Origin of the sequence: Variovorax sp. V116, from assembly GCF_041154435.1 — a bacterium.
Taxonomy (GTDB): Bacteria; Pseudomonadota; Gammaproteobacteria; order Burkholderiales; family Burkholderiaceae_C; genus Variovorax; species Variovorax paradoxus.
The window spans coordinates 4880428-4903913 of record NZ_AP028661.1; the positions used below are offsets into that span (position 1 = coordinate 4880428).

The window sequence follows — 23486 nt, forward strand, 5'->3', positions numbered from 1 at the left end:
GATTCCGCAAATAACACTTTATGTAACAAATAGCACCTTTGTTTACGTTCCAACACCGCCCTTGAAGTTATCCATGAACAAGCTGCACGTTCTTTGCGCGGCCCTGCTCGCCCTGGCCGCGACATCCGCGCCGGCCCAGGTCCTGATCGGCCAGACCGCGGGCATGACCGGCTCGGTGGCCGCCAGCGTGAACGAAACCATCGGCGGCGCCCAGCTGTTGATCGACGCCGCGAACGCCCAGGGCGGGGTGCACGGCGAGAAGATCGAGGTGCTGCGCATGGACGACGGCTTCGACGTCAAGCGCGCCGCCGAGAACGCCCGCGTGCTGCTCGAGGAGAAGAAGGTGGTGGCGCTCTTCATGAGCCGCGGAACGCCGCATTCGCAGGCCATCATCCCGTGGCTCGACAAGCACGACGTGGCGCTGATCGGCCCTTCGACCGGCGCCATGGTGCTGCACAAGCCGGTGCAAAAGCACGTGTTCAACGTGCGCGCCACCTACCAGCGCGAAGCCGAGAAGGCGATCCAGCACCTGCTCACCACCGGCATCGCGCGCATCGCCGTGGTGCATGTGACCGATTCCTTCGGGCAGGACGCGCTCGAGGGCGCCATGACCGGCTTCGCCAAGGCGCAGGCCAAGCCCGTCGTGACCGTGCCGGCCGACCGCGAGAAGCCCGACTACAAGGCCATCGTGCCGGCCATCCGGGACGCCAATGCACAGGCGGTGCTGTGGATCGGCTCGGGCGTTGCCGTGGTCGAGGGCATCAAGGCGCTGCGCGCCTCCGGCTCGGCCGCGCAGGTGGTCACCCTGTCGAACAACGCCTCGTCGGGCTTCATCAAGCAGCTGGGCGACGCGAGCAAGGGCGTGATCGTGACCCAGGTGTTCCCGAACGAGCGCTCCATCAGCTACCCCATGGTCAAGGAAGCGCTGGCGCTGGCGCGCGCCAAGGGCCAGGCCGAGCTCTCGCCGGCCGCGCTCGAGGGCTTTGCCTCGGCCAAGGTGCTGCTCGAGGCGCTGCGCCGCGCCGGCCCCAAGCCGACGCGGGCCAAGGTGCTGGCGGCGCTCGAGAGCCTGCGCGGCTACGACCTCGGCGGGCTCGAGATCAGCTACTCGCCGCAGGACCATTCGGGCATCGACTTCGCCGATCTCGCGATCATCAGCGACGGCCGCTTCAAGCGCTGAGCGCGGCGCCGGCGGCGGCGCGAGGGCACTGTCAACTATGGTTTGACAGGGTTTCCACGAGCGAGTGATTGTCACTTGCGGCAACACATTACACATCTTCTGACAGAAGCATCCGCTTCGCCCAAAGGCTGTTCGATGATGAAGATGTTGTCCACGTCCCGCGCTGCTGCGCTGCTCTTCGCCCTGTCCGCGCTCGGCGCGTCGGCGCAGATCGTGATCGGCCAGTCGGCCGACCTGTCGGGCCCGGTGGCCGCCAGCGTGAAGGAAACCATCATGGGCTCGCAGCTGGTCATCGACCAGGTCAACGCCCAGGGCGGCATCAACGGCGAGCAGGTCGAGGTGATCCGGCTCGACGACGGCCTGGACGCGAAGCGCTCGCTGGAGAACACGCGCATCCTGATCGAGGACAAGAAGGTGCTGGCGCTGCTGCTCAACCGCGGCACGCCCAACACCCTGGCCGTGATCCCGCTGCTCGACAAGTACGGCGTGGCGCTGGTGGGCCCTTCCACCGGCGCGATGGCGCTGCACAAGCCGCTGCAGAAGAACATCTTCAACGTGCGCTCGACCTACCAGCGCGAGGCTGAAAAAGCGGTGCAGCACCTGCACACCACGGGCATCCAGCGCATTGCCGTGGTGCAGGCCGACGACTCCTTCGGCAAGGACGCGATGGAAGGCGCGAGCAAAGGCTTCGAGAAGGCCGGGCTCGCACCGGCGGTGCTGGCGCTGGCCGACCGCAGCAAGCCCGACTATTCGGCGATCGTGCCGCAGCTGGTCAAGGCCAATGCGCAGGCGGTGCTGTGGATCGGCTCGGGCACCGCGGTGACCGAAGGCGTGAAGGCGCTGCGGGCCGCGGGCTCGGCGGCGCAGATCATCACGCTGTCGAACAATGCGGCCTCGGGCTTCATCAAGGAGCTGGGCTCGGCCAGCGCCGGCGTGATCGTCACGCAGGTGCTGCCCTACGAGCGCTCGTTCGGCCATCCGCTGATCAAGGAGGCGATGGCGCTCGCCAAGGCGAAGGGGCAGACCGAGCTGTCGCCCGCGCTGCTCGAAGGCTTCGTCGCCACCAAGGTGATGGTGGAGGCGCTGCGCCGCACGGGGCCCAAGCCCACGCGCGCCCGGCTGATTGCCACGCTCAACAGCTTCCAGTACGACCTGGGCGGCAACATCGACGTGAGCTATTCGCCGACGGACCACACGGGCATCGACTACGTCGACCTGTCGATCATCAGCGAAGGCCGCTTCAAGCGCTGATCGCCGCCGCGCGGCGGCTTGCCTACTTGGGTGCGGCGGCGGGCGCGGGCTCGTGCTGCGCCGCGTCCCCGCCATGCTTCTCGCCCGACATGTCGATCTTGTCGCCGGCTTTCGAGATCACGTACAGGGCAATGGCGGCAAAGACGACGAAGCCGACAACGAGTTTCCACATGGGTTCTGTCTCCTGGGGATGGAATGCGGGGGTTCAAGAAAAAGGCCTCATGCCGACGGCATGAAGCCCCTTTGTTGAACGGAGGGCCGGCTCCCGCCGCCCTCCTGCGCTGCCGAACGTGCGTCAGTCGTTCGCGTAGATGTCGACGTTCTTGGTTTCGCGGATGAACAGCGTGCCCACCACCAGCGTGACGCCCGCGATGATGATCGGATACCACAGGCCGTTGTACATGTTGCCGGTCGAGGCCACGATGGCAAAGGCGGTGGTCGGCAGCAGGCCGCCGAACCAGCCGTTGCCGATGTGGTAGGGCAGGCTCATCGAGGTGTAGCGGATGCGGGTGGGGAACAGTTCCACCAGCATGGCGGCGATCGGGCCATAGACCATGGTCACCAGCAGCACCAGCCAGAACAGCAGCGCGACCGTCAGCGGCTTGTTGATCTTGGCGGGGTCGGCCTTGGCCGGGTAGCCCGCGACCTTCAGGTCTTCGGCCACGCCCTTCTTGAAGGCGGCGATTTCCTTGGCGGAGGTCTCGTCGAACTTGAGGTTCACGACGTTGCCCACGGGCGCCTCGACCGACTTGTCGCCGATCTTCACGACCGCCTTCGAACCCGGCGCGCCGGCCACGTTCTCATAGCTCACCGAGTTCTGCACGAGGTAGCGCTTGGCGATGTCGCAGGAGCTCCTGAAGTCGATCTCGCGCGCCACCGGGTTGCCCTGGAACGAGCAGGTGGCTGGGTCGGCCGTGACGGTGACGCCGGCGGTGGCCTGCGCCTTGGCGAGGTCGGGGTTGGCGGCCTCGGTCAGCATCTTGAAGACCGGGAAGTAGGTGACCACGGCCAGCAGGCAGCCGGCCATGATGATCGGCTTGCGGCCGATCTTGTCCGACAGCGTGCCGAACACCACGAAGAACGGCGTGCCGATCAAAAGCGCGGCCGCGATCATCAGGTTGGCCGTGGTCGCGTCGACCTTAAGCTGCGCCGTCAGGAAGAAGAGCGCGTAGAACTGGCCCGAATACCAGACCACCGCCTGGCCCGCCGTGAGGCCGACCAGCGCCAGGATCACGATCTTGAGGTTCTTCCACTGGCCGAAGGACTCGGACAGCGGCGCCTTCGAGGTCTTGCCCTCGGCCTTCATCTTCTGAAAGGCCGGCGATTCGCTCAGCGACAGGCGGATCCACACCGAGACGCCCAGCAGCAGGATCGACACCAGGAACGGAATGCGCCAGCCCCAGTCGTTGAACACCGCTTCGCCCAGCCATTCGCGCACGCCCAGGATCACCAGCAGGCTCAGGAACAGCCCGAGCGTGGCGGTGGTCTGGATCCACGAGGTGTAGGCACCGCGCTTGCCGTGCGGCGAATGCTCGGCCACATAGGTGGCGGCGCCGCCGTACTCGCCGCCGAGCGCGAGGCCCTGCAGCATGCGCAGCGCGATCAGGATCACCGGCGCCGCGACGCCGATGGTCGCGTAGCTGGGCAACAGGCCGACGATGAAGGTCGACAGGCCCATGATCAGGATCGTGACCAGGAAGGTGTACTTGCGCCCGATCATGTCGCCGAGCCGGCCGAACACGATGGCGCCGAACGGCCGCACCAGGAAGCCCGCGGCAAACGCCAGCAGCGCGAAGATGAAGGCTGCGCCGGCATCGAGGCCGCTGAAGAACTGCTTCGCGATGATCGCGGCCAGCGAGCCGTAGAGGTAGAAGTCGTACCACTCGAACACCGTGCCAAGGGAGGAAGCGAAGATGACCTTCTTTTCCTCCGCGGACATGGGCCGGGGGGCCGGATGCGGCATCCCCCTCGAATCCAGTGTTGCTGCCATTTGCGTCGTCTCCTGTGTATGCGTTCGATCGGCCCCGGCATTCGGGACCGTGAAGCATTCTTGGAGGCGCGACTGACCCGAGCCTTTCGCGAAACTGAACCGGCGCTTACGGATTAAGGTGAAACCCGCGGGGTCCGTTTCAGCTTGTAAGAAATCGGCCTTCTGCTCAGCTTTTGCTGCTTCGCAGCAAGGACGGCCGCTGGTCGGCCGCGGCCCATTGCGGGCCGTCGAACCATGCGTCGCCGGCGAGATAGGCGCGCAGCATCGCGAGGCCGTCGAAGCCCCAGAACAGGCGGCCGTCGACCCTGCAGGTCGGCGTGCCGAACACGCCCAGCTGCAGCGCTTCGTCGGTGTTGCGCTTGAGCAGCGCCTTGTTCTCGTCGCCGTTCATGTCGCGCTTCGGTTCCAGCTGCGCCGCCAGCGCAGCCAGGCGCGCGGAATCGCCGGCTTCCTCGCCGCCGCGCCACACGTTGCGCAGGATGGTCTCGGCCACCAGGCGGCTGATGCTGCCGTCGTCCGAGGTCGACAGCGCGAGCCGCAGGTGCGGCAGCGGGTTGTACGGGTGCGAGGCCGGCATCTCGATCTGGATGCCGTTCGCATGGCCGAGCCAGAGCACATGGCGGTAGGTCCAGCTGCGCTTGGCCGGAATCTCGGCCGGGCCGAGCTGGCCGTGGTGCTTGAGGATGGCGCCGAGCAGCACCGGCTTGTAGGCCACGCTGCAGCTCAGGCCCTCGAGCGCCTGGGGCAGGTGCTCGAACGCAAGGTGCGCGTAGGGCGAGATGAAGTCGAGATAGAAGTCGATGTGCTTCATGCGTGCTTGTCTCCTGAGGGTTCCGGGATGCGCCAGAGGCCGGCCCGCGCCCGCAGCTCGATCGCGCGCCACACGCCGCGCCGCGCCGCGCCGTCCATCCGGCTCCAGCCCGCGATCTCGGGGAGGGTGCGCAGGCAGCCTTCGCAGAAGCCGCTCTGGCTGTCCATGCGGCAGACCGAGGTGCAGGGCGATGGCACATCGGGTGCATCGCCGGCGGCCGGGCGCTGTACCGCCTCGGCGCGTTCGGCCAGCGTCAGCGCGGCCTCGGCGTTCACACCACGTCCGCCACCGGCGCGCCGGTGAGCTTCTCGAGGTCTTGCGGGCGCAGCTGGAACACCGCATGCGGATGGCCCGCGGCAGCCCAGATCTCCTCGAAGCGGAACAGCTCGCGGTCGATCAGCACCACCGGCGGCGTGGCATGCGCCACCGGCGACACGCCACCGATCGTGAAGCCGGTGCGCGCCTTCACGAACTCCGCATCGGCGCGGCCGGTCTTGCCGACCAGCGCATCGACTTTCTTCTCGTCGACGCGCTTGTCGCCCGAGGTGATGACCAGCACCGCCGCGTCGTCGCTCTTGCGCCGGAAGATGATGCTCTTGGCGATCTGCCCGACCAAAATGCCGAGCGCGTCGGCCGCCTGCTGGGCGGTGCGGCAGGCGTCGTCGAGCATGCGCGGCGAATGGGGGTGGCCCGCGTCCTGAAGCATGCGCGAGACGCGCTGCACGCCCTCGGGCAGCGAATGGAGTTCAGCGCCGCACATCGTTCAACCCGCCCGTTTGATGCGCAGGGCCTTCGAGGCGCGCGAGTTCGGCTCGCGCTCCAGCGCCTCGCTGATGTACACGCCGGCGTCGATCAGCTTGTCCAGGTCGATGCCGGTCTCGATGCCCATGCCGTGCAGCATGTAGACCACGTCTTCCGTGGCCACGTTGCCGGTCGCACCCTTGGCGTAGGGGCAGCCGCCGAGGCCCGCGGAGGACGACTGGAAGTTCCAGACCCCCAGCTCCAGCGAGGCCAGCGTGTTGACCAGCGCCTGGCCGTAGGTGTCGTGGAAGTGGCCCGAGATGTGGTCCACGCCGAAGTGCGCCAGCGTGGCCTCGATGGCGGCCTTCACCTTGCGCGGCGTGCCCACGCCGATGGTGTCGGCCACGTCCACGCGCTGCACGCCGATATCCTTCATCAACTTCGCCAGCATGCCCACGCGCTCGGGTGCGACCTCGCCTTCGTAGGGGCAGCCCACGGTGCACGACATGGCGCCGCGCACATCGATGCCCTTCTCGCGCGCCGCGGCCACCACGGGCGCGAAGCGCTCGATGCTCTCGGCAATGGAGCAGTTGATGTTCTTCTGGCTGAAGGCCTCGCTCGCGGCGCCGAACACCACGATCTCGTCGGGCCACTCCTCGCGCGGCGCGGCAATGGCGGCCTCGAAGCCCTTCATGTTGGGCGTGAGCACCGAGTAGCGCACGCCGGGCTTGCGTTTGATGCCGTGCATCACCTCGGCGTTGTCGGCCATCTGCGGCACCCACTTGGGGCTCACGAAGCTGGTGACCTCGATCTCCTTCAGGCCGGCGTCCTGCAGGCGGTGCACGAGGCCGATCTTGATTTCGGCGGAGACCGGTTGCTTCTCGTTCTGCAGTCCGTCGCGCGGACCGACGTCGATGATCTGGACCTTGGCGGGGAGTTTCATGGGATGTCTCTGGGTTCGCTGGAGAAAGAAAAGAGCGTCCGCCGATTGTCGGCCGTCTGCGTCTTGCATGCTCGGCCGCGCCCGCCGCAGGGGTTGCAATGCCTGCCAGCGGCGTTGCAGATCGCGCCAGCGCCGCGGTTCACGCCGTTTCGCGCTGCACGAAATCCGATGGCGGCTCAGCGGGCGCGGGCGCCTCCACGGCATCGAGCGCATCCACGCGCGCGCCGTCCGGCCCGCTGCGGGCCCATGCGACAAGCGCATCGACCGCAGCGGCCGGGCCCGAGGCCAGCGCCTCCACGCTGCCGTCGCGGCGGTTGCGCACCCAGCCGCGCACGCCCAGGCGCCGCGCGGCCTGCACCATCGACCAGCGATAGCCCACGCCCTGCACCAGGCCGCGGACGACGAGATGGCGGGTGACGGCGGATGGATTCATGGCATGGGCAGCATCAGTACGACTTGGGCAGGCCGAGCGCCTTTTCCGCGATGAAGTTCAGGATCATCTGCGGACTGACCGGCGCAATGCGCGGAATGTAGCTCTCGCGCAGCAGCCGCTCGACATGGTATTCCTTCGCATAGCCCATGCCGCCCAGCGTGAGAACCGCGTTCTGGCAGGCGTCGTGCGCCGCCTCGGCCGCGAGGTACTTGGCGGCGTTGGCCTCGATGCCGCAGGGCTCGCCCGCGTCGTACAGCGTGGCGGCCTTGAACACCATCAGGTCGGCCGCCTCGAGGTTGGCCCAGGCGCGCGCCAGAGGGTGCGCCACGCCCTGGTTCTGGCCGATCGGCCGGCCGAAGACGACGCGCTCCTGCGCGTACTGCGCCGCGATGCGCAGCGCGGCGCGGCCGATGCCGATGGCCTCGGCCGCAATCAATATGCGCTCGGGGTTGAGCCCGTGCAGGATGTATTCGAAGCCGCGCCCTTCCTCGCCGATGCGGTCTTCCTCCGGCACTTCGAGGCCGTCGATGAAGAGCATGTTCGAATCGACCGCCGCGCGGCCGAGCTTGTGGATCTCGCGCACCTCGACCTTGGCGCGGTCCAGCGGCGTGTAGAACAGCGTGAGCCCCTGCGTGGGCTTCTTCACCTGATCGAGCGGCGTGGTGCGCGTGAGGATCAGCATGCGGTCGGCCACCTGCGCGGTCGATATCCATATCTTGCGGCCATGCAGCAGATAGCTGCCGTTCGGCTGGCGCACCGCCTGCGTCTTGAGGCGGGTGGTGTCGAGCCCCGCGTCGGGCTCGGTCACGGCGAAGCAGGCCTTCTCGGTGCCCGCGATCAGCGGCGGCAGGAAACGCTGGCGCTGTGCCTCGCTGCCGAACACCACCACCGGGTTGAGCCCGAAGATGTTCATGTGCACCGACGAAGCGCCCGACATGCCCGCGCCCGACGCGCTGATGGCGCGCATCATCAGCGCCGCCTCGGTGATGCCCAGGCCCGCGCCGCCCTGCGCCTCGGGCATCGCGATGCCGAGCCAGCCGCTGTCGGCCACGGCGCGGTGGAATTCGTGCGGGAATGCGGCGCGGTCGTCGTGGTCGCGCCAGTAGTCGGCGGGGAAGTCTTCGCACAGCCGCTCGATGGCGGCCACCAGCGAGCGCTGGTCTTCATTGAGGGAGAAGTTCATTTGTCGTTGTCCTTGGGTGGAGCCGGCTGCAGCGTGACGCCGCGCGCGAGCAGGTGGTCGATGGCTTCATCGCCATAGCCCGCTTCGCGCAGCAGCTCGACGCTCTGCTCGCCGATGCGCGGCGCCATGCGGCGGATGCCCGCGGGCGTGGCGCTGTAGCGTCCGACCGGCGCGAGCGTGCGGATGCGGCCTTCGCTCGGGTGGTCGAACTCGGGAAAGAAATCGACCGCGCGCAGGTGCGGATCGTCGATCAGGCTCTCGGTGCTGTGCAGGCGCGCGACCGGAATGTCGGCCGCTTCCAGCAGCGCCATCCATTCATCGCTGCCGCGCGTGGCCATCACCTCGGCCACGAACGCATAGACCGCGCCGATGTTCGCGGCGCGCGCCGTGTGCGTGCCGAACATCGGCGAGGCGCGCAGCTCGGGCCGGCCGATCAGGTCGAAGAAGGCCTGCCAGTGCTTGTCGTTGTAGATCAGCACGCTCAGGTAGCCGTCGGCCGTGGCGTAGGGCTTGCGGTGCGCAGCGAGCAGGCGCGCATAGCCGGTGGGGCCGAGCGGCGGCTCGAAGCTGTGGCCGCCCAGGTGGTCGCCCATCACGAACTGCGAGAGCGCCTCGAACATCGGCACCTCGACCGCCTGGCCGCGGCCCGTGCGCTGCGCGTGCAGCACAGCCGCGAGCAGCGCGATGGCGGCCTGCAGCCCCACGGCACGGTCGGCCAGCGTGACGGGCGCGTAGCGCGGTGCACCGCCGCTTTGCTGCGCGAACAGCGAGGCCACGCCGGCCGCGCCCTGGATCAGGTCGTCGTAGGCGGGCTTGCCGGCATAGGGGCCTTCTTCGCCATAGCCGAAGGCGCCGAGGTAGACGATCTTCGGGTTGGCCGCGGCCACGGCCTCGTAGCCGAGCCCGAGCCGCGCCATCGCCTGCGGACGCGTGTTGTAGATCAGCGCATCGCAGCCCGCCGCGAGCCTGAGGCAGGCCTCGCGGCCTTCGGGCTGCTTGAGGTCGAGCACGATCGAGCGCTTGTTGCGGTTCAGGTGCAGCGACATCGCGCCCATGCCGGCATGGCGCATCGGGCCGACCGCGCGCAGGTTGTCGCCTGACGGTGGTTCGACCTTGATGACGTCGGCACCGAGGTCGCCGAGCGTCTGCGTGGCGTAGGGACCCATCACCACGGCCGTGAGGTCGAGGATGCGGATGCCGTCGAGTGGTCCCGTGGGGTTCATGTCTTTGCTCCTTCCCCTTCCGGGGGAAGGTTGGGATGGGGGCAGGCAGGGCGTGCGATGGAGGCGCCGCTGGCCCCCACCCCTGCCCTCCCCCGGGAGGGGAGGGAGAAAGTCAGGTCTGCTTTCATTCGGGCTGGATGCCGGCGGCCTGGATCAGCTTCTTCCACTTGGCCAGTTCCGAAACGGTGAACGCCCCGAGTTCTTCCGGCGTGCTGCCGAAGGCATCGAAGCCCAGCTTCGCCACGCGCTCGCGGAAGGCCGTGCCGTTCGCCATCTCCGACAGCACCTTGTTGAGCTTCAGCACCACATCGCGCGGCGTGCCGGCCGGCGCGAACACGCCGTTCCACGAAGTGATGTCGAAGCCCTTGAGCTCGGGCGTCTCGGCCAGCGGCGGCAGTTCGGGAAACAGCTTGGTGCGCTCCTGCGTGGTCACGGCAATCGCGCGCATCTTGCCGGCCTTCACGGTGGCGAGCCCCGCGGCCAGGTCGACCACCATCATCGACACCTGCCCGCCGATCAGGTCGGCAATCGCGGGCGGCGTGCTCTTGTAGGGCACGTGCAGCATCGGCACGCCGCTCATGCGCGAGAGCGTGGCGCCGCTCACGATGCCGGTGCTGTTGCCGCTTGCATAGGTCAGCTTGCCGGGGTGCGCGCGGCCCCAGGCCAGCAGCTCGGCCACGCTCTTCACCGGCAGGTCGTTGTTGACCACCAGCATGAACGGCAGGTTGCCCATGCGGCTCACGGGCGCGAAGTCCTTCACCGGGTCGTAGGGCAGCGACTTCATCAGGCTCGGATTGGCCGAGTGCGTGGTGTTGGTGGTCATGAAGAGCGTGTAGCCGTCGGGCGGCGCCTTGGCCACGAACTCGGCGGCGATCACGCCGTTGGCGCCCGCGCGGTTGTCGACGATGACCGAGGCCTTGAGCGCCTCGCCCAGCATCTGCGCCGTGATGCGCGCCACCGCGTCGGTGCCGCTGCCGGCCGCGAAGGGCACGATCAGCTTGATCGGCTGCTTCGGGTAGCCCTCCTGCGCAAAGGCCCAGGGCGCCGCGCCGGCCAGGCCCGCGGCGGCGCCGATGGAAATGAAACGGCGGCGGCTTGCCACCGCGACCGTGGTTGTCGCGTTCTTCATCGTCTGCATGGTTCTTGTCTCCGGGGGTTGTCGTTCAGGGCCGGATCACGCGCTCCGGCGATTCCTCGTACGGCGGGCTGTAGATGACCAGCACGCGCACCGGCTCGTCGCTCACCACCGTGAAGGTGTGCATCGCATCGGCCGGAAAAAAGCAGCTGTCGCCCGGGTGCAGCTCCTGCCGCTGGCCGCCCACCTCGGCGACCGCGCGGCCTTCGAGCATGTAGCAGACCTGCTCGATGCCCGGGTGCGCATGGGGCAGCGCGCCCTTGCCCTTCTGGATGTGGCCGACCAGCACCTCGAGCTGCTTCGCGCCCACGGTCTCGGGGCCGATCAGCCGCTTGTTGAGCGTGCCGGTGTGGTTGGCCGGGTGGTAGCCGGCGATGTCGCTTTCGCGGACGAAGTAGCGTGGGGAGGTCATTGTTTCGATCAGCCTTTGTGTTCGATGGCCAGGCAGGCGGAGCGCAGCATGGCGGCCGCCTCGTCGATGCGCGGCTCGAGCCGGTAGCGCGGGCCCGCCACCGAGATGGCGTAGGCCTCGCCGCCGATGCGCAGCGGCCATGCAAGGCCGACGAGGTCGGGGATGCTTTCGCCGAGGTTGCCGTACCAGCCGCGCGCGGGCGAGCGTTCGAGCTCCTGCTCGATGGCCTCGGGCGTGGTCAGCGTGGCGTCGGTCAGCGGCGCCAGCGGCGTGGCGGCCAGCAGCTTGCGGCGCGCCTCGGGCGCGAGCGTGGAGAGCAGCGCGCGGCCCATCGAATTGGCATAGGCCGGGCGCGTCTCGCCTGCTTCGGCCGAATAGCGGATGCTCTGCGGCGCGCTCAGCACTTCCAGGTAGACGACCGTAGTCGGATCGCGGAACTTGCCGAACAGCACGGTCTCGCGCGCGCCGTCGCGCAGCTCCTCGAGCGCGGGCCGCACGCGGTCGAGCACCGGGTCGTGCGCCGCAATGACCTGCGCCATGGCCAGCAGCCGGCCGGTCGGGTAGTAGCCCTGGCGGCGGCCGGTTTCGTACATGTAGCCCTGCTCTTCGAGCGTGCGGATCAGCCCGAGGCAGCTGGACACCGGCATCTCGAGCAGGCGCGCCATCTCGGACAGCGCCAGCGGCTGCTTCTCCCGGGCAAAGAGCTCGACGATCTCGATCACGCGAAACGCTGTTTTCACAACCATGAAGAAATTTTCGCGTATGTGAAAAACAAAAGCCTCAGGGTTTGCCCCTGGCTGCGCCTCCTTTCAGCGTAATCGCCGGTAACGCATGCCGTCGTCAGTAGTTTGTCATCGGGCAGGCCCGACCCCGGGGCATGAAGCGTGGGTCGTGGCTGGCGATCGATGACGCATGGTCATAGGATGGAGCTCGGCACTGCTGACGAGGTCGGCGTTTGCTTGGTGTTGCGAACCCGTTCAGTAGTTGGACCCGCAGTCCTGCGAGCACCCCGGAATGTGGCAGAGGGCGGCGACGCCCCGAAGCACGCTTAGTAGAGTTCGACGACGAGGACTGCCTGCGGTGCCCCTCAACCGTCAGGAGGTTCTCATGCAAGTGCTTTATCCGCGCTGTGCGGGCCTGGACGTGCACAAGGACACCATCGTGGCCTGCGTGCGATGCGTCTCCCCGCCCATGCATCAGGAGGTGCGCAGCTTCGGCACCACCACCACCGAATTGCTCGCGCTGGGCGATTGGCTGGCCGAGCACGACTGCACCCATGTGGCGATGGAGGCCACCGGCGTGTACTGGAAGCCGGTGTGGCACGTGCTGGAGGCTGAGTTCGAGTTGGTGCTGGCCAACGCCGCGCACATCCGCAACGTGCCCGGCCGCAAGAGCGACGTCAACGACGCGATGTGGATTGCCGATCTCTTGGCGCACGGCCTGATCCGCTCCAGCTTCGTGCCGCCGCAGGCGATCCAGCAGCTGCGCGACCTCACGCGCACCCGCAAGCAACTCGTTCGGGAGCTCTCCCAGCACTCGCTGCGCATCCAGAAGGTGCTGGAGGACGCTAACCTCAAGCTGGGCAGTGTGTTGTCGGACGTGCTGGGCAAGAGCGGCCGCGCGATGCTCGATGCCATCGTGGCCGGCCAGAGCGATCCGGCGCAACTGGCTGCGCTGGCTCAGGGCACGGCGCGCAACAAGAGCGCCGAATTGCGCGAGGCACTGCGCGGGCGCATCACCGAGCACCACCGGACCATGCTGCGGCTGCACCTGCAGGTGATCGACGCCTTGCACCACACGTTGGCCGAACTGGATGCGGCCGTGGGAAAAGCGCTGGCGCCGATCCGGCAGCGCGCCCGCCTGCTCACGACGATGCCCGGGGTCAGTGACCTGACGGCCAGTGTCGTGGTGGCGGAGATCGGCGTGGACATGTCGCGCTTCCCCACTGCCGGGCATCTGATCTCCTGGGCAGGCCTGTGCCCGCGCAGCGACGAGAGCGCCGGCAAGCGCCGATCCACCCGCGTTCGCAAGAGTGGCACCTGGATCAAGACCACCCTGGTGACCGCCGCCTGGGCCGCGGTGCGCGTCAAGTCCAGCTACCTGCGAGCGCAGTTCCTGCGTATCAAGGCACGTCGCGGAGCCAAGAAGGCCATCCTCGCGGTGGCCGCCTCGATGCTCACCGCCGCGTACCACATGCTTCGTGACGGCACCGAGTACAACGACCTCGGCTGCGAGCACTTCGACCGCCAGGATCGCACCAAAACCATCCGTCGCCTCATGAAACGACTTCAAGATCTCGGCTGCGAGGTCCCTGTACTGGCTCATACGGGGTAGCGCTTCTTAGTAGCCCCGGACCGGATCGACCACGCCGCTGACCGGCAGGCCCTGTTCCATCGCGCGGATCTTTCCGGCGATCTGCGCGATGGACTCCTCGCGCAGCGTGCGCGCCGAGCCGTGCGGCGTGACGGTGATCTTCGGGTGGCGCCAGAAGGCGTGGTCGGCGGGCAGCGGCTCGACCTGGAACACGTCGAGCGTGGCGCCGGCCAGCTGGCCCGCATCGAGCATCGGGATCAGGTCGTCTTCCACCAGGTGCGCGCCGCGCGCGATGTTGATGAGATAGCCGCCCGGCCGCAGCTTGCCCAGCGTCTCGCGGTTGAGGATGCCGCGCGTGGCCTCGGTCAGCGGCAGCAGGTTGACCAGCACGCGCGTGGACGACAGGAACTCGCCCAACTGCGCCTCGCCGCTGAACACCTGCACGCCCTCGATGGCTTTGGGCGAACGGCTCCAGCCCAGCACCGGAAACTCGAACTGCGTGACTGCCCTGGCCACGCGCTCGCCGAGCACGCCCAGGCCCATGATGCCGACCGGAAAATCGCGCCGCAGCCGCGGCTTGCGGTAGCTCCAGCGGCCTTCGCGCGCATCGGCCTCGTAGACGTCGAATTCGCGGAAGTGCCGGATCAGCGTGTGGCACACGTACTCGGCCATCTGCACCGACATGCCGGCGTCGTCGAGCCGCACGATGCGCGTCTGCGGCGGCACGCGCAGCTTGAGCAGCGCATCGACGCCCGCGCCGATGTTGAACAGGCCGCGCAGCCCGGGCTGCTCGTCGAGCAGCTGCTGGGGCGGCGCCCACACCACCGCATGGTCGGCCTGGGCGGCGCCCGGCTTCCAGGTTTCGATCTGCGCATCGGGCAGTTCGGCCCTGAGGCCTTCGATCCAGGGTTCGGGGCGGTTGTCGGTCAGGGAAACGATGATTTTCATGAGCCGGATCTTAGGGGCCCGGGCCCATGAACCGAACCCGCGGCTTGTGGCGCCCGGGGCCTTCTTCTATGCTCGTGCGCGACCATCCAGAACATCGACACCACACCCGGAGACCGAAGCATGATCAAAGTCAGCGTGATGTACCCCTACACCGAAGGCGCGCGGTTCGACCACGCCTACTACCGCGACAAGCACATGCCGCTCCTGAAGGCACGCATGGGCGACGCCTGCAGGTCGTACACCATCGACAAGGGATTGGCCGGTGGCGCGCCCGGCATGCCGCCGACCTACGTCGGCATGTGCCACGTGTTCTGCGACTCGGCCGAAGCCTTCCAGACGGCGTTCGGCCCGCATGCCAAGGAGATCCTGGGCGACATCAAGAACTACACCGACATCGCGCCGGTGATGCAGATCAGCGAAGTGGTGGTGGGTTAAACCGCCGCCGCCGCAGCCATTCGCAACAGTTCGTCGCCTTCGGCCACCTGCTCGCCGGGCGAGAACATCAGTTCTTCGACCGTACCGTCGGCCGGCGCGGCGATGGTGTGCTCCATCTTCATGGCTTCCATCACCGCGAGCGGCTGGCCGCGGCTGACCTTGTCGCCGGCCTTGACCGCGAAAGAGACCACCTTGCCGGGCATCGGCGCGGTGAGCCGGCCGGCTTCGGCATGGGTGTCGCCGGCATGGGCCAGGCGGTCGATGGCGGTGATCTTCGTGGCGCCCTTCGACGCGAACACATGGGCCGTGGCGCCGTCCAGGTGCACGTCCACGGTCTGCCGCGTGCCGGCGAACTCGACCTCGAACTCGCCTGACGGAAACTGGCCCACGACCAGCGGGCCTTCAACGCCGCCGGCTTCGAGCCACAGGCTGCCGTCGCGCCTGTAAGTCAGCAACGCGGTCTGCTCGGCGCCGCGGAACTCGAAGTCGAAGTGGCGCCGGTACTCGCCATGCGAGCGCCAGCCGTCGCGCCGCTCGAACGGATAGTGCGCGCCCACCGGCCGTTCGGTGACCAGCGTGCGCGTGATGGCGGCGGCCGCGGCCAGCGGCAGGCCCAGCGCCTCGCGGTCGAACAGCACGGCGCGCTCGCGCTCGATCAGCGCGGTGTCGAGGTTGGCCTTGGCGAACGATTCGGTCGCGAGGATGCCGCGCAGGAACTGCACATTGGTCGACACGCCCACGATCTGCACCTGCGCCAGCGCGGCGTCGAGCCGCGCCAGCGCCTCGTCGCGCGTGCTGCCGTGCACGATCAGCTTGGCGATCATCGAGTCGTAGAAGGGCGAGATCTCGCCGCCCTCGCGCACGCCGTCGTCGATGCGCACGCGGCTGCGCTGGAAGGCCGTCGCCTGCGGCTTGCGGTAGACACGCAAGCTGCCTGTCGCAGGCAGGAAGTTGTTGTCGGGGTTCTCGGCGCAGATGCGCGCCTCGATCGCGTGGCCGTGGATCTGCAGCTCCTGCTGCTTTGCGGGCAGCGCTTCGCCCGAGGCCACGCGCAATTGCCATTCGACGAGGTCGAGGCCGGTGATGGCTTCGGTCACCGGGTGCTCCACTTGCAAGCGGGTATTCATCTCCATGAAGAAGAAATTCATCTCTCCGCCTTCCCGCTGCTCGACGATGAACTCCACCGTGCCGGCACCCACGTAGTTCACCGCGCGCGCAGCAGCCACCGCCGCCTCACCCATCTGCTTGCGCATTGCCTCGGTCATGCCGGGTGCTGGCGCTTCTTCCAACACCTTCTGGTGCCGGCGCTGCACCGAGCAGTCGCGCTCGAACAGGTAGACGTAGTTGCCGTGCGTGTCGCCGAACACCTGGATCTCGATGTGGCGCGGGCGCTGCACGTACTTCTCGATCAGCACCGCGTCGTCGCCGAAGCTGTTGATCGCCTCGCGCTGGCACGAGGCCAGCGCCGCCGCAAAGTCTTCGGCCCGGTCGACCGCGCGCATGCCCTTGCCGCCGCCGCCCGCGCTCGCCTTGATGAGCACCGGGTAGCCGATGCTGTCGGCCTCGCGCTGCAGCAGCGCCGGGTCCTGGTCGTGGCCGTGGTAGCCGGGCACCAGCGGCACGCCGGCCTTTTCCATCAGCTGCTTCGACTCGGCCTTCAGGCCCATGGCCTTGATGGCCGAAGGCGGCGGGCCGATGAAGACCAGGCCCGCGTCGGCGCAGGCCTGTGCGAACTCCTCGTTCTCGCTCAGGAAGCCGTAGCCCGGATGCACGGCTTCGGCGCCCGTGGCCTTGGCCGCTTCGAGGATCTTTTCCCAGCGCAGGTAGCTGTCTTTCGGTGCGCTGCCGCCGAGGTGCACCGATTCGTCGCAGGCGCGCACGTGGTTGGCATGCGCGTCGGCATCGGAGTACACGGCCACGGTGCGAATCGCCATGCGGCGGGCAGTGGCCGCGACACGGCAGGCGATCTCGCCTCGGTTGGCAATGAGGATCTTCTTAAACATTCGGAGTGTCTCCCGGAGGATTCTTTTTCAGTTGGAATGCAGGCGTGACGCCCGGATCGGGCCGCCCGCTGAAGATGCGGGCCACGCGAGTGAACAGCGCCTTGAGAAAGCGCCAGCTCTTGCGGATGAGCCAGACGCTGAGCACCAGCACCAGGACGAACAGCACCAGGAAGACCAGCGGATGCGCCACCGCGAGCCACAGCCCGGTTGGCACCATCGTGTCCTCGACCAGCGACGCGCCCACGTTCGAGAAGGGCTCGGGCGATGTGTTGATGGCCGCGCGTGTCGTGGCCTTGGCCGCATGCGCGGTGGCCGCGAAGCCGCCGCCCACGAGCGCGGCCACGATGGCCATCGCGCCATGGTCGGCACCAAACACGCTGGCCGCGAGCGCCGCGCCGGCGGGAATGCGGATGGCCGTGTGCACCACGTCCCACAGCGAATCGAGGCCCGGGATCTTGTCGGCGAAGAATTCGATGAACACCATGAAGCCGCTGGCCGCGATGACCACCGGATGCGCCAGCAGCTGCAGCCCGCTGGGCAGCGGCACCCAGCCGAAGTAGCCGGCCAGCCCGGTCAGCAGCACGACCAGGTACAGCCGCACGCCGCTGGCCCAGCCGATGGCCGCGGCCAGTGCGAGCAGCTGGGGCATGTCGAGCGCATTCATTGCCTGGCGCTCAGTGGCCCAGCCATGACGGCTTGCGCTTCTGCAGGAAGGCCTGCACGCCTTCGCGGCCTTCGTCGCTGGCGCGGATGTCGGCGATGCCTTCGACGGTCTTGGCGATCAGCGCGTCGTCGATCTCGCGGCCGTCCACGTCGGCGATCAGTTGCTTGCAGGCACGCACGGCGGCGGGGCTGGCGCCGGTGAGCGCCTTCAGGAGCTCGTCGACCTTGGCATCGAGCGCATCGGCCGCGACCACTTCATGCACGAAGCCGATGCGGTGCGCCTCGGCCGCGGTGAAGCGCTCGGCCGTGAGAAAGTAGCGCTGCGATGCGCGCGTGCCCATGGCGCGCAGCACGTACGGGCTGATGGTCGCTGGCACGAGGCCGATCTTGACTTCGCTCAGGCAATACCACGCGGTGTCCACGCTCACGGCCACGTCGCAGGCCGCGACGAGGCCCATGCCGCCCGCATACACATCGCCCTGCACGCGCGCGATGGTGGGCTTGGGGCATTCGGCAATGGTGCGCAGCATGGCGGCCAGCTTGCCCGCGTCGGCGATGTTCTCGCTGCGCGTGTAGTCGGCCATGCGGCGCATCCAGTTGAGATTCGCGCCCGCGCAGAAGGCGGGGCCGTTGGCGCCTAGCACGATGGCCTTCACCTTCGGCGTAGCGCCGGCGTCGGTGAAGGCCTGCGTGAGCTCGGCGATGACCACGTCGTCGAAGGCATTGCGCGCGTCGGGCTGGTCTAGCCAGATGCGCGCTGCTGTGTCCTGGATTTCTAGTTTCAGTTTGGTGAAGGTCATGTCGATGATCCGTGGCGCGGTGCATGAAATGGTTGCAGTTCGTTCGGGGCGTGTGCACAGGCCACCGGGTACTCCCCTCCGCGAATGTCCCCCGGGCTTCGCCCTCCTCCTTTATTTCGCTGCGGGGAGCACCCGATGCCCTGTGCACTGGGGCAAGCTCTGAGTGAACCGCTGATCAACGACCGGCGTGCATAACGCTCACGTCGATGGGGTGCCTTGCGCAGCGAAATCAAGGAGGAGGCCGCAGGCCGGGGGACACTCGCTTCGCCGCGTACCCCGTCGGCGGGAGCGCACCCCGGAACGCGATGCCTGTATCGACCCCAAGCGCAAGAAAGCTGTGCCACGGCTACATCCGGAAGATGCCGAATTTCGGCTCGGGAATCGGCGCATTGCGCGACGCAGCCAAACCGAGCGCCAGCACCCGCCGCGTGTCCGCCGGGTCGATGATCCCGTCGTCCCACAGCCGCGCCGTCGCGTAGTAGGGGTGGCCCTGGTCTTCGTACTGCTGGCGGATCGGTGCCTTGAAGGCTTCTTCCTCTTCCTTGCTCCAGCTGCCGCCCTTCAATTCGATGCCGTCGCGCTTCACCGTGGCCAGCACGCTCGCGGCCTGCTCGCCGCCCATCACGCTGATGCGTGCGTTGGGCCACATCCAGAGGAAGCGCGGGCTGTAGGCGCGGCCGCACATGCCGTAGTTGCCGGCGCCGAAGCTGCCGCCGATGATGATGGTGAACTTGGGCACGTTCGCCGTGGCCACGGCCGTCACCATCTTGGCGCCGTGGCGCGCAATGCCTTCGTTCTCGTACTTGCGGCCCACCATGAAGCCCGTGATGTTCTGCAGGAACACCAGCGGCGTCTTGCGATGGCAGCACAGCTCGATGAAGTGCGCGCCCTTCTGCGCCGATTCGGAAAACAGGATGCCGTTGTTGGCGATGATGCCCACCGGCATGCCCTCGATCTCGGCAAAGCCGCAGACCAGCGTGGCGCCGAAGCGGGCCTTGAACTCGTGGAACTCGCTGCCGTCGACGATGCGCGCGATGATCTCGCGCACGTCGAAGGGCTTGCGCGTGTCGGTCGGGATCACGCCGTAGAGCTCTTCGCGCGGGAATGCGGGCTCGCGCACCTCGGCCTTTGCAGCGGCCTCGGCCGAGGCCGCGTTCGCATTGAGATTGGCCACGGCCGAACGTGCGAGCGCCAGCGCATGCAGGTCGTTCTGCGCCAGGTGGTCGACCACGCCAGAGAGGCGCGTGTGCACGTCGCCGCCACCCAGGTCCTCGGCCGTGACGACCTCGCCGGTGGCAGCCTTCACGAGCGGCGGGCCGCCCAGGAAGATGGTGCCCTGGTTCTTCACGATGATCGACTCGTCGCTCATCGCCGGCACGTACGCGCCGCCCGCCGTGCACGAGCCCATGACCACCGCGATCTGCGCGATGCCCTGGGCGCTCATGTTGGCCTGGTTGTAGAAGATGCGGCCGAAGTGGTCGCGGTCGGGAAACACCTCGTCCTGGTTCGGCAGGTTGGCGCCGCCCGAGTCGACCAGGTAGATGCAGGGCAGGCGGTTCTGCTCGGCGATCTCCTGCGCGCGCAGGTGCTTCTTGACCGTCATCGGGTAGTAGGTGCCGCCCTTCACCGTCGCGTCGTTGCAGACGATCATGCAGTCGATACCGTTCACCCGGCCGATGCCCGCGATGAGGCCCGCGCCGGGTGCCGACTCCGCGCCCTTGGCATCGAGGTACATCGCATGCGCGGCCAGCGGCGCGATCTCGAGGAAGGGCGTGCCGGGGTCGAGCAGCTCGGCCACGCGGTCGCGCGGCAACAGCTTGCCGCGGGCCGTGTGCTTGGCGCGCGCGGCCTCGCCGCCGCCCTGCTCCACTTTCGCGAACTGCTTATGCAGGTCGTCGACCAGCGCACGCATGGCTGCGGCATTGGCCTGGAAGTCGGCCGAGCGGGCGTTGAGTTTGGTTTCGATCTTGCTCATGCTGTCTTTTCTTGTTCGAGGCCCAGTTGCTCGGCCATCGCTTCGCGGATCTTGAATTTCTGGATCTTGCCCGTCACCGTCATCGGAAACTCGGTGACGAAGCGGATGTACTTCGGCACCTTGTAGTGCGCGATCTGGCCCTTGCAGAAGTCGCGGATCTCGTCTTCGGTCGCGGCCTGGCCGGGCTTGGCGATGATCCAGGCGCACAGCTCCTCGCCGTACTTCCGGTCGGGCAGGCCGACCACCTGCACGTCCTGCACCTTCGGGTGGCGGTACAGGAATTCCTCGATCTCGCGCGGGTAGATGTTCTCGCCGCCGCGGATCACGAGGTCCTTGATGCGGCCGACGATGTTCACGTAGCCCTCGGCGTCCATGGTGGCCAGGTCGCCGGTGTGCATCCAGTGCTCGGTATCGATGGCTTCGCGGGTCTTGGGCTCGTCCTCCCAGTAGCCGTGCATCACCGAGTAGCCGCGCGTGCAGAACTCGCCGGAGCTGCCGCGCGGCACGATGGCCCCGGTCTCGGGGTCGATGATCTTGATCTCCAGGTGCGGCTGCACCGTGCCCACGGTGGACACACGCTTGTCCAGCGGCGTGTCGGTGCTGCTCTGGCAGCTCACGGGGCTGGTCTCGGTCATGCCGTAGGCGATGGTGATTTCGCCCAGGTGCATCTCGTTCACCACGCGCTTCATCACCTCGGTCGGGCACGGCGAGCCGGCCATGATGCCGGTGCGCAGCGTGGACAGGTCGAACTCCTTGAAGCGTGGATGGTCGAGCTCGGCGATGAACATGGTGGGCACGCCGTGCAGGCCGGTGCATTTTTCGGCCTGCACGGTCTCGAGCACCGTGAGCGGATCGAAGCCGTCGTTCGGATACACGATGGCCGAGCCATGCGTGAGGCAGGCCAGGTTGCCGAGCACCATGCCGAAGCAGTGGTAGAGCGGCACCGGAATGCACAGCCTGTCGGCCGGCGTGAGCTTCATGCATTCGCCGATGAAGAAGCCGTTGTTGAGGATGTTGCGGTGCGTGAGCGTCGCGCCCTTGGGAAAGCCCGTGGTGCCGCTGGTGAACTGGATGTTGATCGGGTCGGTGGCCTTGAGCGTCTTTTGCGTGGCGGCCACGCGCGGGTCGGCCGCATCGCCGCTTGCGAGCAGCTCGCTGAAGCGCTGCATGCCGGGCTCCTGCATATCGGCCGCGGCCTTGCCGTCGATCCAGAAGGTGTGGCGCAGCTGCGGCAGGCGCTGGGGGCCGAGCTCGCGCAGCATGCCCAGGTAGTCGCTGGTCTTGAACTGCGCCATCGTCACCAGCGCCTTGCAGCCGACCTTGTTGAGCGCGTATTCGAGCTCGGAGGTGCGGTAGGCCGGGTTGATGTTGACGAGGATCAGCCCGGCCTTGGCGGTCGCGATCTGCATCAGCACCCAGGGCGCGTTGTTGTGCGACCAGATGCCCACGCGGTCGCCGGGTGCGAGCCCCAGCTTCAGCAATGCGCTGGCCAGCTTGTTGGACTCGGCCCGCAGCTCGCGGTAGGTGAAGCGCTTGCCTTCGTGGCGGCTGACGAGCGCCTCGCGGTCGGGCTGCTTCGCGGCCATGCCGTCGAAGAAGTCGCCGATGGTTTGTTCGATGAGGGGGACGTTGGTGGCGCCTTGCGCCAGGCTCTGCGTCAGTGGCATCGTCTTGTCTCCTTGTCTTGCTCCCTCTCCCCCTGGGAGAGGGTTGGGGTGAGGGCGCTCGGCCCTCGATGAGGCATGGCGCTCGACTCGATCGCTGCTGCCCTCACCCCGGCCCTCTCCCAGGGGGAGAGGGAGGAAGAAGGGGCGGCGCGCGTCATCCTAGGCGGTTTCAGCAAACAGCTCGCGCCCGATCAGCATGCGGCGGATCTCGCTCGTGCCCGCACCGATCTCGTACAGCTTGGCGTCGCGCCACAGCCGCTCGACCGGAAAGTCCTTCGTGTAGCCCACGCCGCCCAGAGCCTGGATCGCCTCGCCGGCCATCCACGTGGCCTTCTCGGCCGAATAGAGAATGGCGCCGGCCGCGTCCTTGCGGAAGGTGCGCGCGTGGTCGTTGCGGTCGCAGGCCTTGCCCACCGCGTACACATAAGCGCGCGTGGCCTGCCAGGTCGAGTACATGTCGGCGAGCTTGCCCTGCATCAGCTGGAACTCGCCGATGCTCTGGCCGAACTGCTTGCGCTCGTGGATGAAGGGCAGCACCGCGTCCATGCAGGCCGCCATGATGCCGAGCGGCCCGCCCGAGAGCACCGCGCGCTCGTAGTCGAGACCGCTCATCAGCACCTTGGCGCCCATGCCTTCGCCGCCGAGCACGTTCTCTTCGGGCACTTCGCAGTTGTCGAAGAACAGCGGATAGGTGTTGGAGCCGCGCATGCCGAGCTTGTCGAGCTTGGTGCCGGCCGAGAAGCCCTTGAAGCCCTTCTCGACGATGAAGGCCGTCATGCCGCGCGCGCCCATCTCGGGTTCGGTCTTGGCGTAGATCACGAGCGTGTCGGCGTCGCCGCCGTTGGTGATCCACATCTTGCCGCCGTTGAGCACGTAGTAGCCGTTCTTCTTCTCGGCCTTGAGCTTCATGCTCACCACGTCGGAGCCGGCGTTGGGCTCGCTCATGGCCAGCGCGCCCACGTGCTCGCCGCTCACCAGCCTGGGCAGGTATTTCTTCTTCTGCGCATCGCTGCCGTTGCGGTGGATCTGGTTCACGCACAGGTTGGAGTGCGCGCCATACGAAAGGCCGACCGAGGCCGAGGCGCGCGACACCTCTTCCATCGCCACGATGTGGGCGAGGTAGCCCAGCTCGGTGCCGCCGAACTCTTCCTTCACCGTCATCCCGTGCAGGCCGAGCTCGCCGAGCTTCTGCCACAGGTCGTGCGGGAACAAGTTGTCGCGGTCGATGTCGGCGGCGCGCGGGGCGATCTCGTTCGCGGCAAAGTCCTGGATCGCGCTGCGCAGCGAGTCGATGGTGTCGCCCAGGTCGAAGTTCAGGCCGGGATCGTGCATGTGTGTTGTCTCCTCTGAGGGGTCGGCGCGCAGGCAGGCTGTCCCACG

23 protein-coding genes are annotated in these 23486 nt (G+C 67.6%); 4 read left to right on the forward strand and 19 right to left on the reverse strand.

Going from position 1 to position 23486, the window contains the following annotated elements; translation table 11 throughout:
* Window positions 1–73 precede the first annotated feature (73 nt).
* Entirely contained in the window at window positions 74–1180 is a 1107-nt protein-coding gene (locus tag ACAM58_RS23320; RefSeq protein WP_018906170.1) for an ABC transporter substrate-binding protein, read from the forward strand.
* Between the two features lie 135 nt (window positions 1181–1315).
* Entirely contained in the window at window positions 1316–2431 is a 1116-nt protein-coding gene (locus ACAM58_RS23325; protein ID WP_015867465.1) for an ABC transporter substrate-binding protein, read from the forward strand.
* A gap of 22 nt (window positions 2432–2453) precedes the next feature.
* Here the strand turns inward: ACAM58_RS23325 and ACAM58_RS23330 are convergent, their stop codons facing one another.
* The 12 genes from ACAM58_RS23330 to ACAM58_RS23385 all read right to left on the reverse strand — a co-directional run bounded on the left by ACAM58_RS23330 (window position 2454) and on the right by ACAM58_RS23385 (window position 12048).
* On the reverse strand, window positions 2454–2603 hold the full coding sequence (locus tag ACAM58_RS23330; RefSeq protein WP_015867466.1) for a hypothetical protein: 150 nt from the start codon (window positions 2601–2603) through the stop codon (window positions 2454–2456).
* Between the two features lie 123 nt (window positions 2604–2726).
* On the reverse strand, window positions 2727–4421 hold the full coding sequence (locus ACAM58_RS23335) for an MFS transporter (RefSeq protein ID WP_015867467.1): 1695 nt from the start codon (window positions 4419–4421) through the stop codon (window positions 2727–2729).
* A gap of 166 nt (window positions 4422–4587) precedes the next feature.
* On the reverse strand, window positions 4588–5232 hold the full coding sequence (locus tag ACAM58_RS23340; RefSeq protein ID WP_369663650.1) for a 2-hydroxychromene-2-carboxylate isomerase: 645 nt from the start codon (window positions 5230–5232) through the stop codon (window positions 4588–4590).
* Entirely contained in the window at window positions 5229–5507 is a 279-nt protein-coding gene (locus tag ACAM58_RS23345; RefSeq protein WP_027730325.1) for a DUF1289 domain-containing protein, read from the reverse strand. The genes ACAM58_RS23340 and ACAM58_RS23345 overlap by 4 nt, the downstream gene beginning before the upstream one ends.
* Window positions 5504–5992, reverse strand: a complete 489-nt coding sequence (locus ACAM58_RS23350; RefSeq protein WP_015867470.1) for a YbaK/EbsC family protein — start codon at window positions 5990–5992, stop codon at window positions 5504–5506. The genes ACAM58_RS23345 and ACAM58_RS23350 overlap by 4 nt, the downstream gene beginning before the upstream one ends.
* Before the next feature lie 3 nt (window positions 5993–5995).
* Window positions 5996–6916, reverse strand: coding sequence for a hydroxymethylglutaryl-CoA lyase (locus ACAM58_RS23355; RefSeq protein ID WP_369663651.1), 921 nt, complete (start codon window positions 6914–6916; stop codon window positions 5996–5998).
* Window positions 6917–7055: 139 nt separating this feature from the next.
* A complete protein-coding gene (locus ACAM58_RS23360) occupies window positions 7056–7349 on the reverse strand; it encodes an acylphosphatase (RefSeq protein ID WP_015867472.1) in 294 nt (97 codons plus the stop codon).
* Between the two features lie 13 nt (window positions 7350–7362).
* Window positions 7363–8532: an acyl-CoA dehydrogenase family protein gene (locus ACAM58_RS23365; RefSeq protein ID WP_015867473.1), complete on the reverse strand. Its 1170-nt coding sequence runs from the start codon at window positions 8530–8532 to the stop codon at window positions 7363–7365.
* On the reverse strand, window positions 8529–9755 hold the full coding sequence (locus tag ACAM58_RS23370; RefSeq protein ID WP_027730326.1) for a CoA transferase: 1227 nt from the start codon (window positions 9753–9755) through the stop codon (window positions 8529–8531). Before ACAM58_RS23370 ends, ACAM58_RS23365 begins: the two co-directional genes overlap by 4 nt.
* 124 nt (window positions 9756–9879) lie before the next feature.
* Window positions 9880–10893: a Bug family tripartite tricarboxylate transporter substrate binding protein gene (locus ACAM58_RS23375; protein WP_369663652.1), complete on the reverse strand. Its 1014-nt coding sequence runs from the start codon at window positions 10891–10893 to the stop codon at window positions 9880–9882.
* A gap of 25 nt (window positions 10894–10918) precedes the next feature.
* On the reverse strand, window positions 10919–11302 hold the full coding sequence (locus tag ACAM58_RS23380; RefSeq protein WP_015867476.1) for a cupin domain-containing protein: 384 nt from the start codon (window positions 11300–11302) through the stop codon (window positions 10919–10921).
* An 8-nt stretch (window positions 11303–11310) separates the two neighbouring features.
* The gene (locus ACAM58_RS23385) at window positions 11311–12048 is read right to left on the reverse strand and encodes an IclR family transcriptional regulator (protein WP_369663653.1); all 738 of its coding nucleotides are present in this window, start codon (window positions 12046–12048) and stop codon (window positions 11311–11313) included.
* A 361-nt stretch (window positions 12049–12409) separates the two neighbouring features.
* Here ACAM58_RS23385 and ACAM58_RS23390 point away from each other — a divergent pair, with 361 nt between their 5' ends.
* Window positions 12410–13636, forward strand: a complete 1227-nt coding sequence (locus ACAM58_RS23390) for an IS110 family transposase (protein WP_015866363.1) — start codon at window positions 12410–12412, stop codon at window positions 13634–13636.
* A 6-nt stretch (window positions 13637–13642) separates the two neighbouring features.
* On the opposite strand, the gene ACAM58_RS23395 is transcribed toward ACAM58_RS23390, so the two are convergent.
* Entirely contained in the window at window positions 13643–14563 is a 921-nt protein-coding gene (locus ACAM58_RS23395) for a 2-hydroxyacid dehydrogenase (protein ID WP_369663654.1), read from the reverse strand.
* Window positions 14564–14683: 120 nt separating this feature from the next.
* On the opposite strand from ACAM58_RS23395, the gene ACAM58_RS23400 reads away from it, so the two are divergent.
* Window positions 14684–14998, forward strand: coding sequence for an EthD family reductase (locus ACAM58_RS23400; protein WP_369663655.1), 315 nt, complete (start codon window positions 14684–14686; stop codon window positions 14996–14998).
* On the opposite strand, the gene ACAM58_RS23405 is transcribed toward ACAM58_RS23400, so the two are convergent.
* From ACAM58_RS23405 to ACAM58_RS23430, 6 genes are all read right to left on the reverse strand, one after another.
* Window positions 14995–17001 (reverse strand): acetyl-CoA carboxylase biotin carboxylase subunit, encoded by a 2007-nt coding sequence (locus ACAM58_RS23405; protein WP_369663656.1) that lies wholly within the window; start codon window positions 16999–17001, stop codon window positions 14995–14997. The two genes, ACAM58_RS23400 and ACAM58_RS23405, sit on opposite strands and share 4 nt — an antisense overlap.
* Window positions 16994–17665: a DUF4126 domain-containing protein gene (locus tag ACAM58_RS23410; RefSeq protein WP_015867481.1), complete on the reverse strand. Its 672-nt coding sequence runs from the start codon at window positions 17663–17665 to the stop codon at window positions 16994–16996. The genes ACAM58_RS23405 and ACAM58_RS23410 overlap by 8 nt, the downstream gene beginning before the upstream one ends.
* A 10-nt stretch (window positions 17666–17675) precedes the next feature.
* On the reverse strand, window positions 17676–18464 hold the full coding sequence (locus ACAM58_RS23415) for an enoyl-CoA hydratase/isomerase family protein (protein WP_369663657.1): 789 nt from the start codon (window positions 18462–18464) through the stop codon (window positions 17676–17678).
* A 346-nt stretch (window positions 18465–18810) separates the two neighbouring features.
* Window positions 18811–20439, reverse strand: coding sequence for a carboxyl transferase domain-containing protein (locus ACAM58_RS23420; protein ID WP_027730159.1), 1629 nt, complete (start codon window positions 20437–20439; stop codon window positions 18811–18813).
* Window positions 20436–22106 (reverse strand): AMP-binding protein, encoded by a 1671-nt coding sequence (locus ACAM58_RS23425; RefSeq protein WP_369663658.1) that lies wholly within the window; start codon window positions 22104–22106, stop codon window positions 20436–20438. The genes ACAM58_RS23420 and ACAM58_RS23425 overlap by 4 nt, the downstream gene beginning before the upstream one ends.
* Window positions 22107–22265: 159 nt before the next feature.
* Entirely contained in the window at window positions 22266–23438 is a 1173-nt protein-coding gene (locus ACAM58_RS23430; RefSeq protein WP_015867485.1) for an isovaleryl-CoA dehydrogenase, read from the reverse strand.
* Between the last annotated feature and the right edge of the window lie 48 nt (window positions 23439–23486).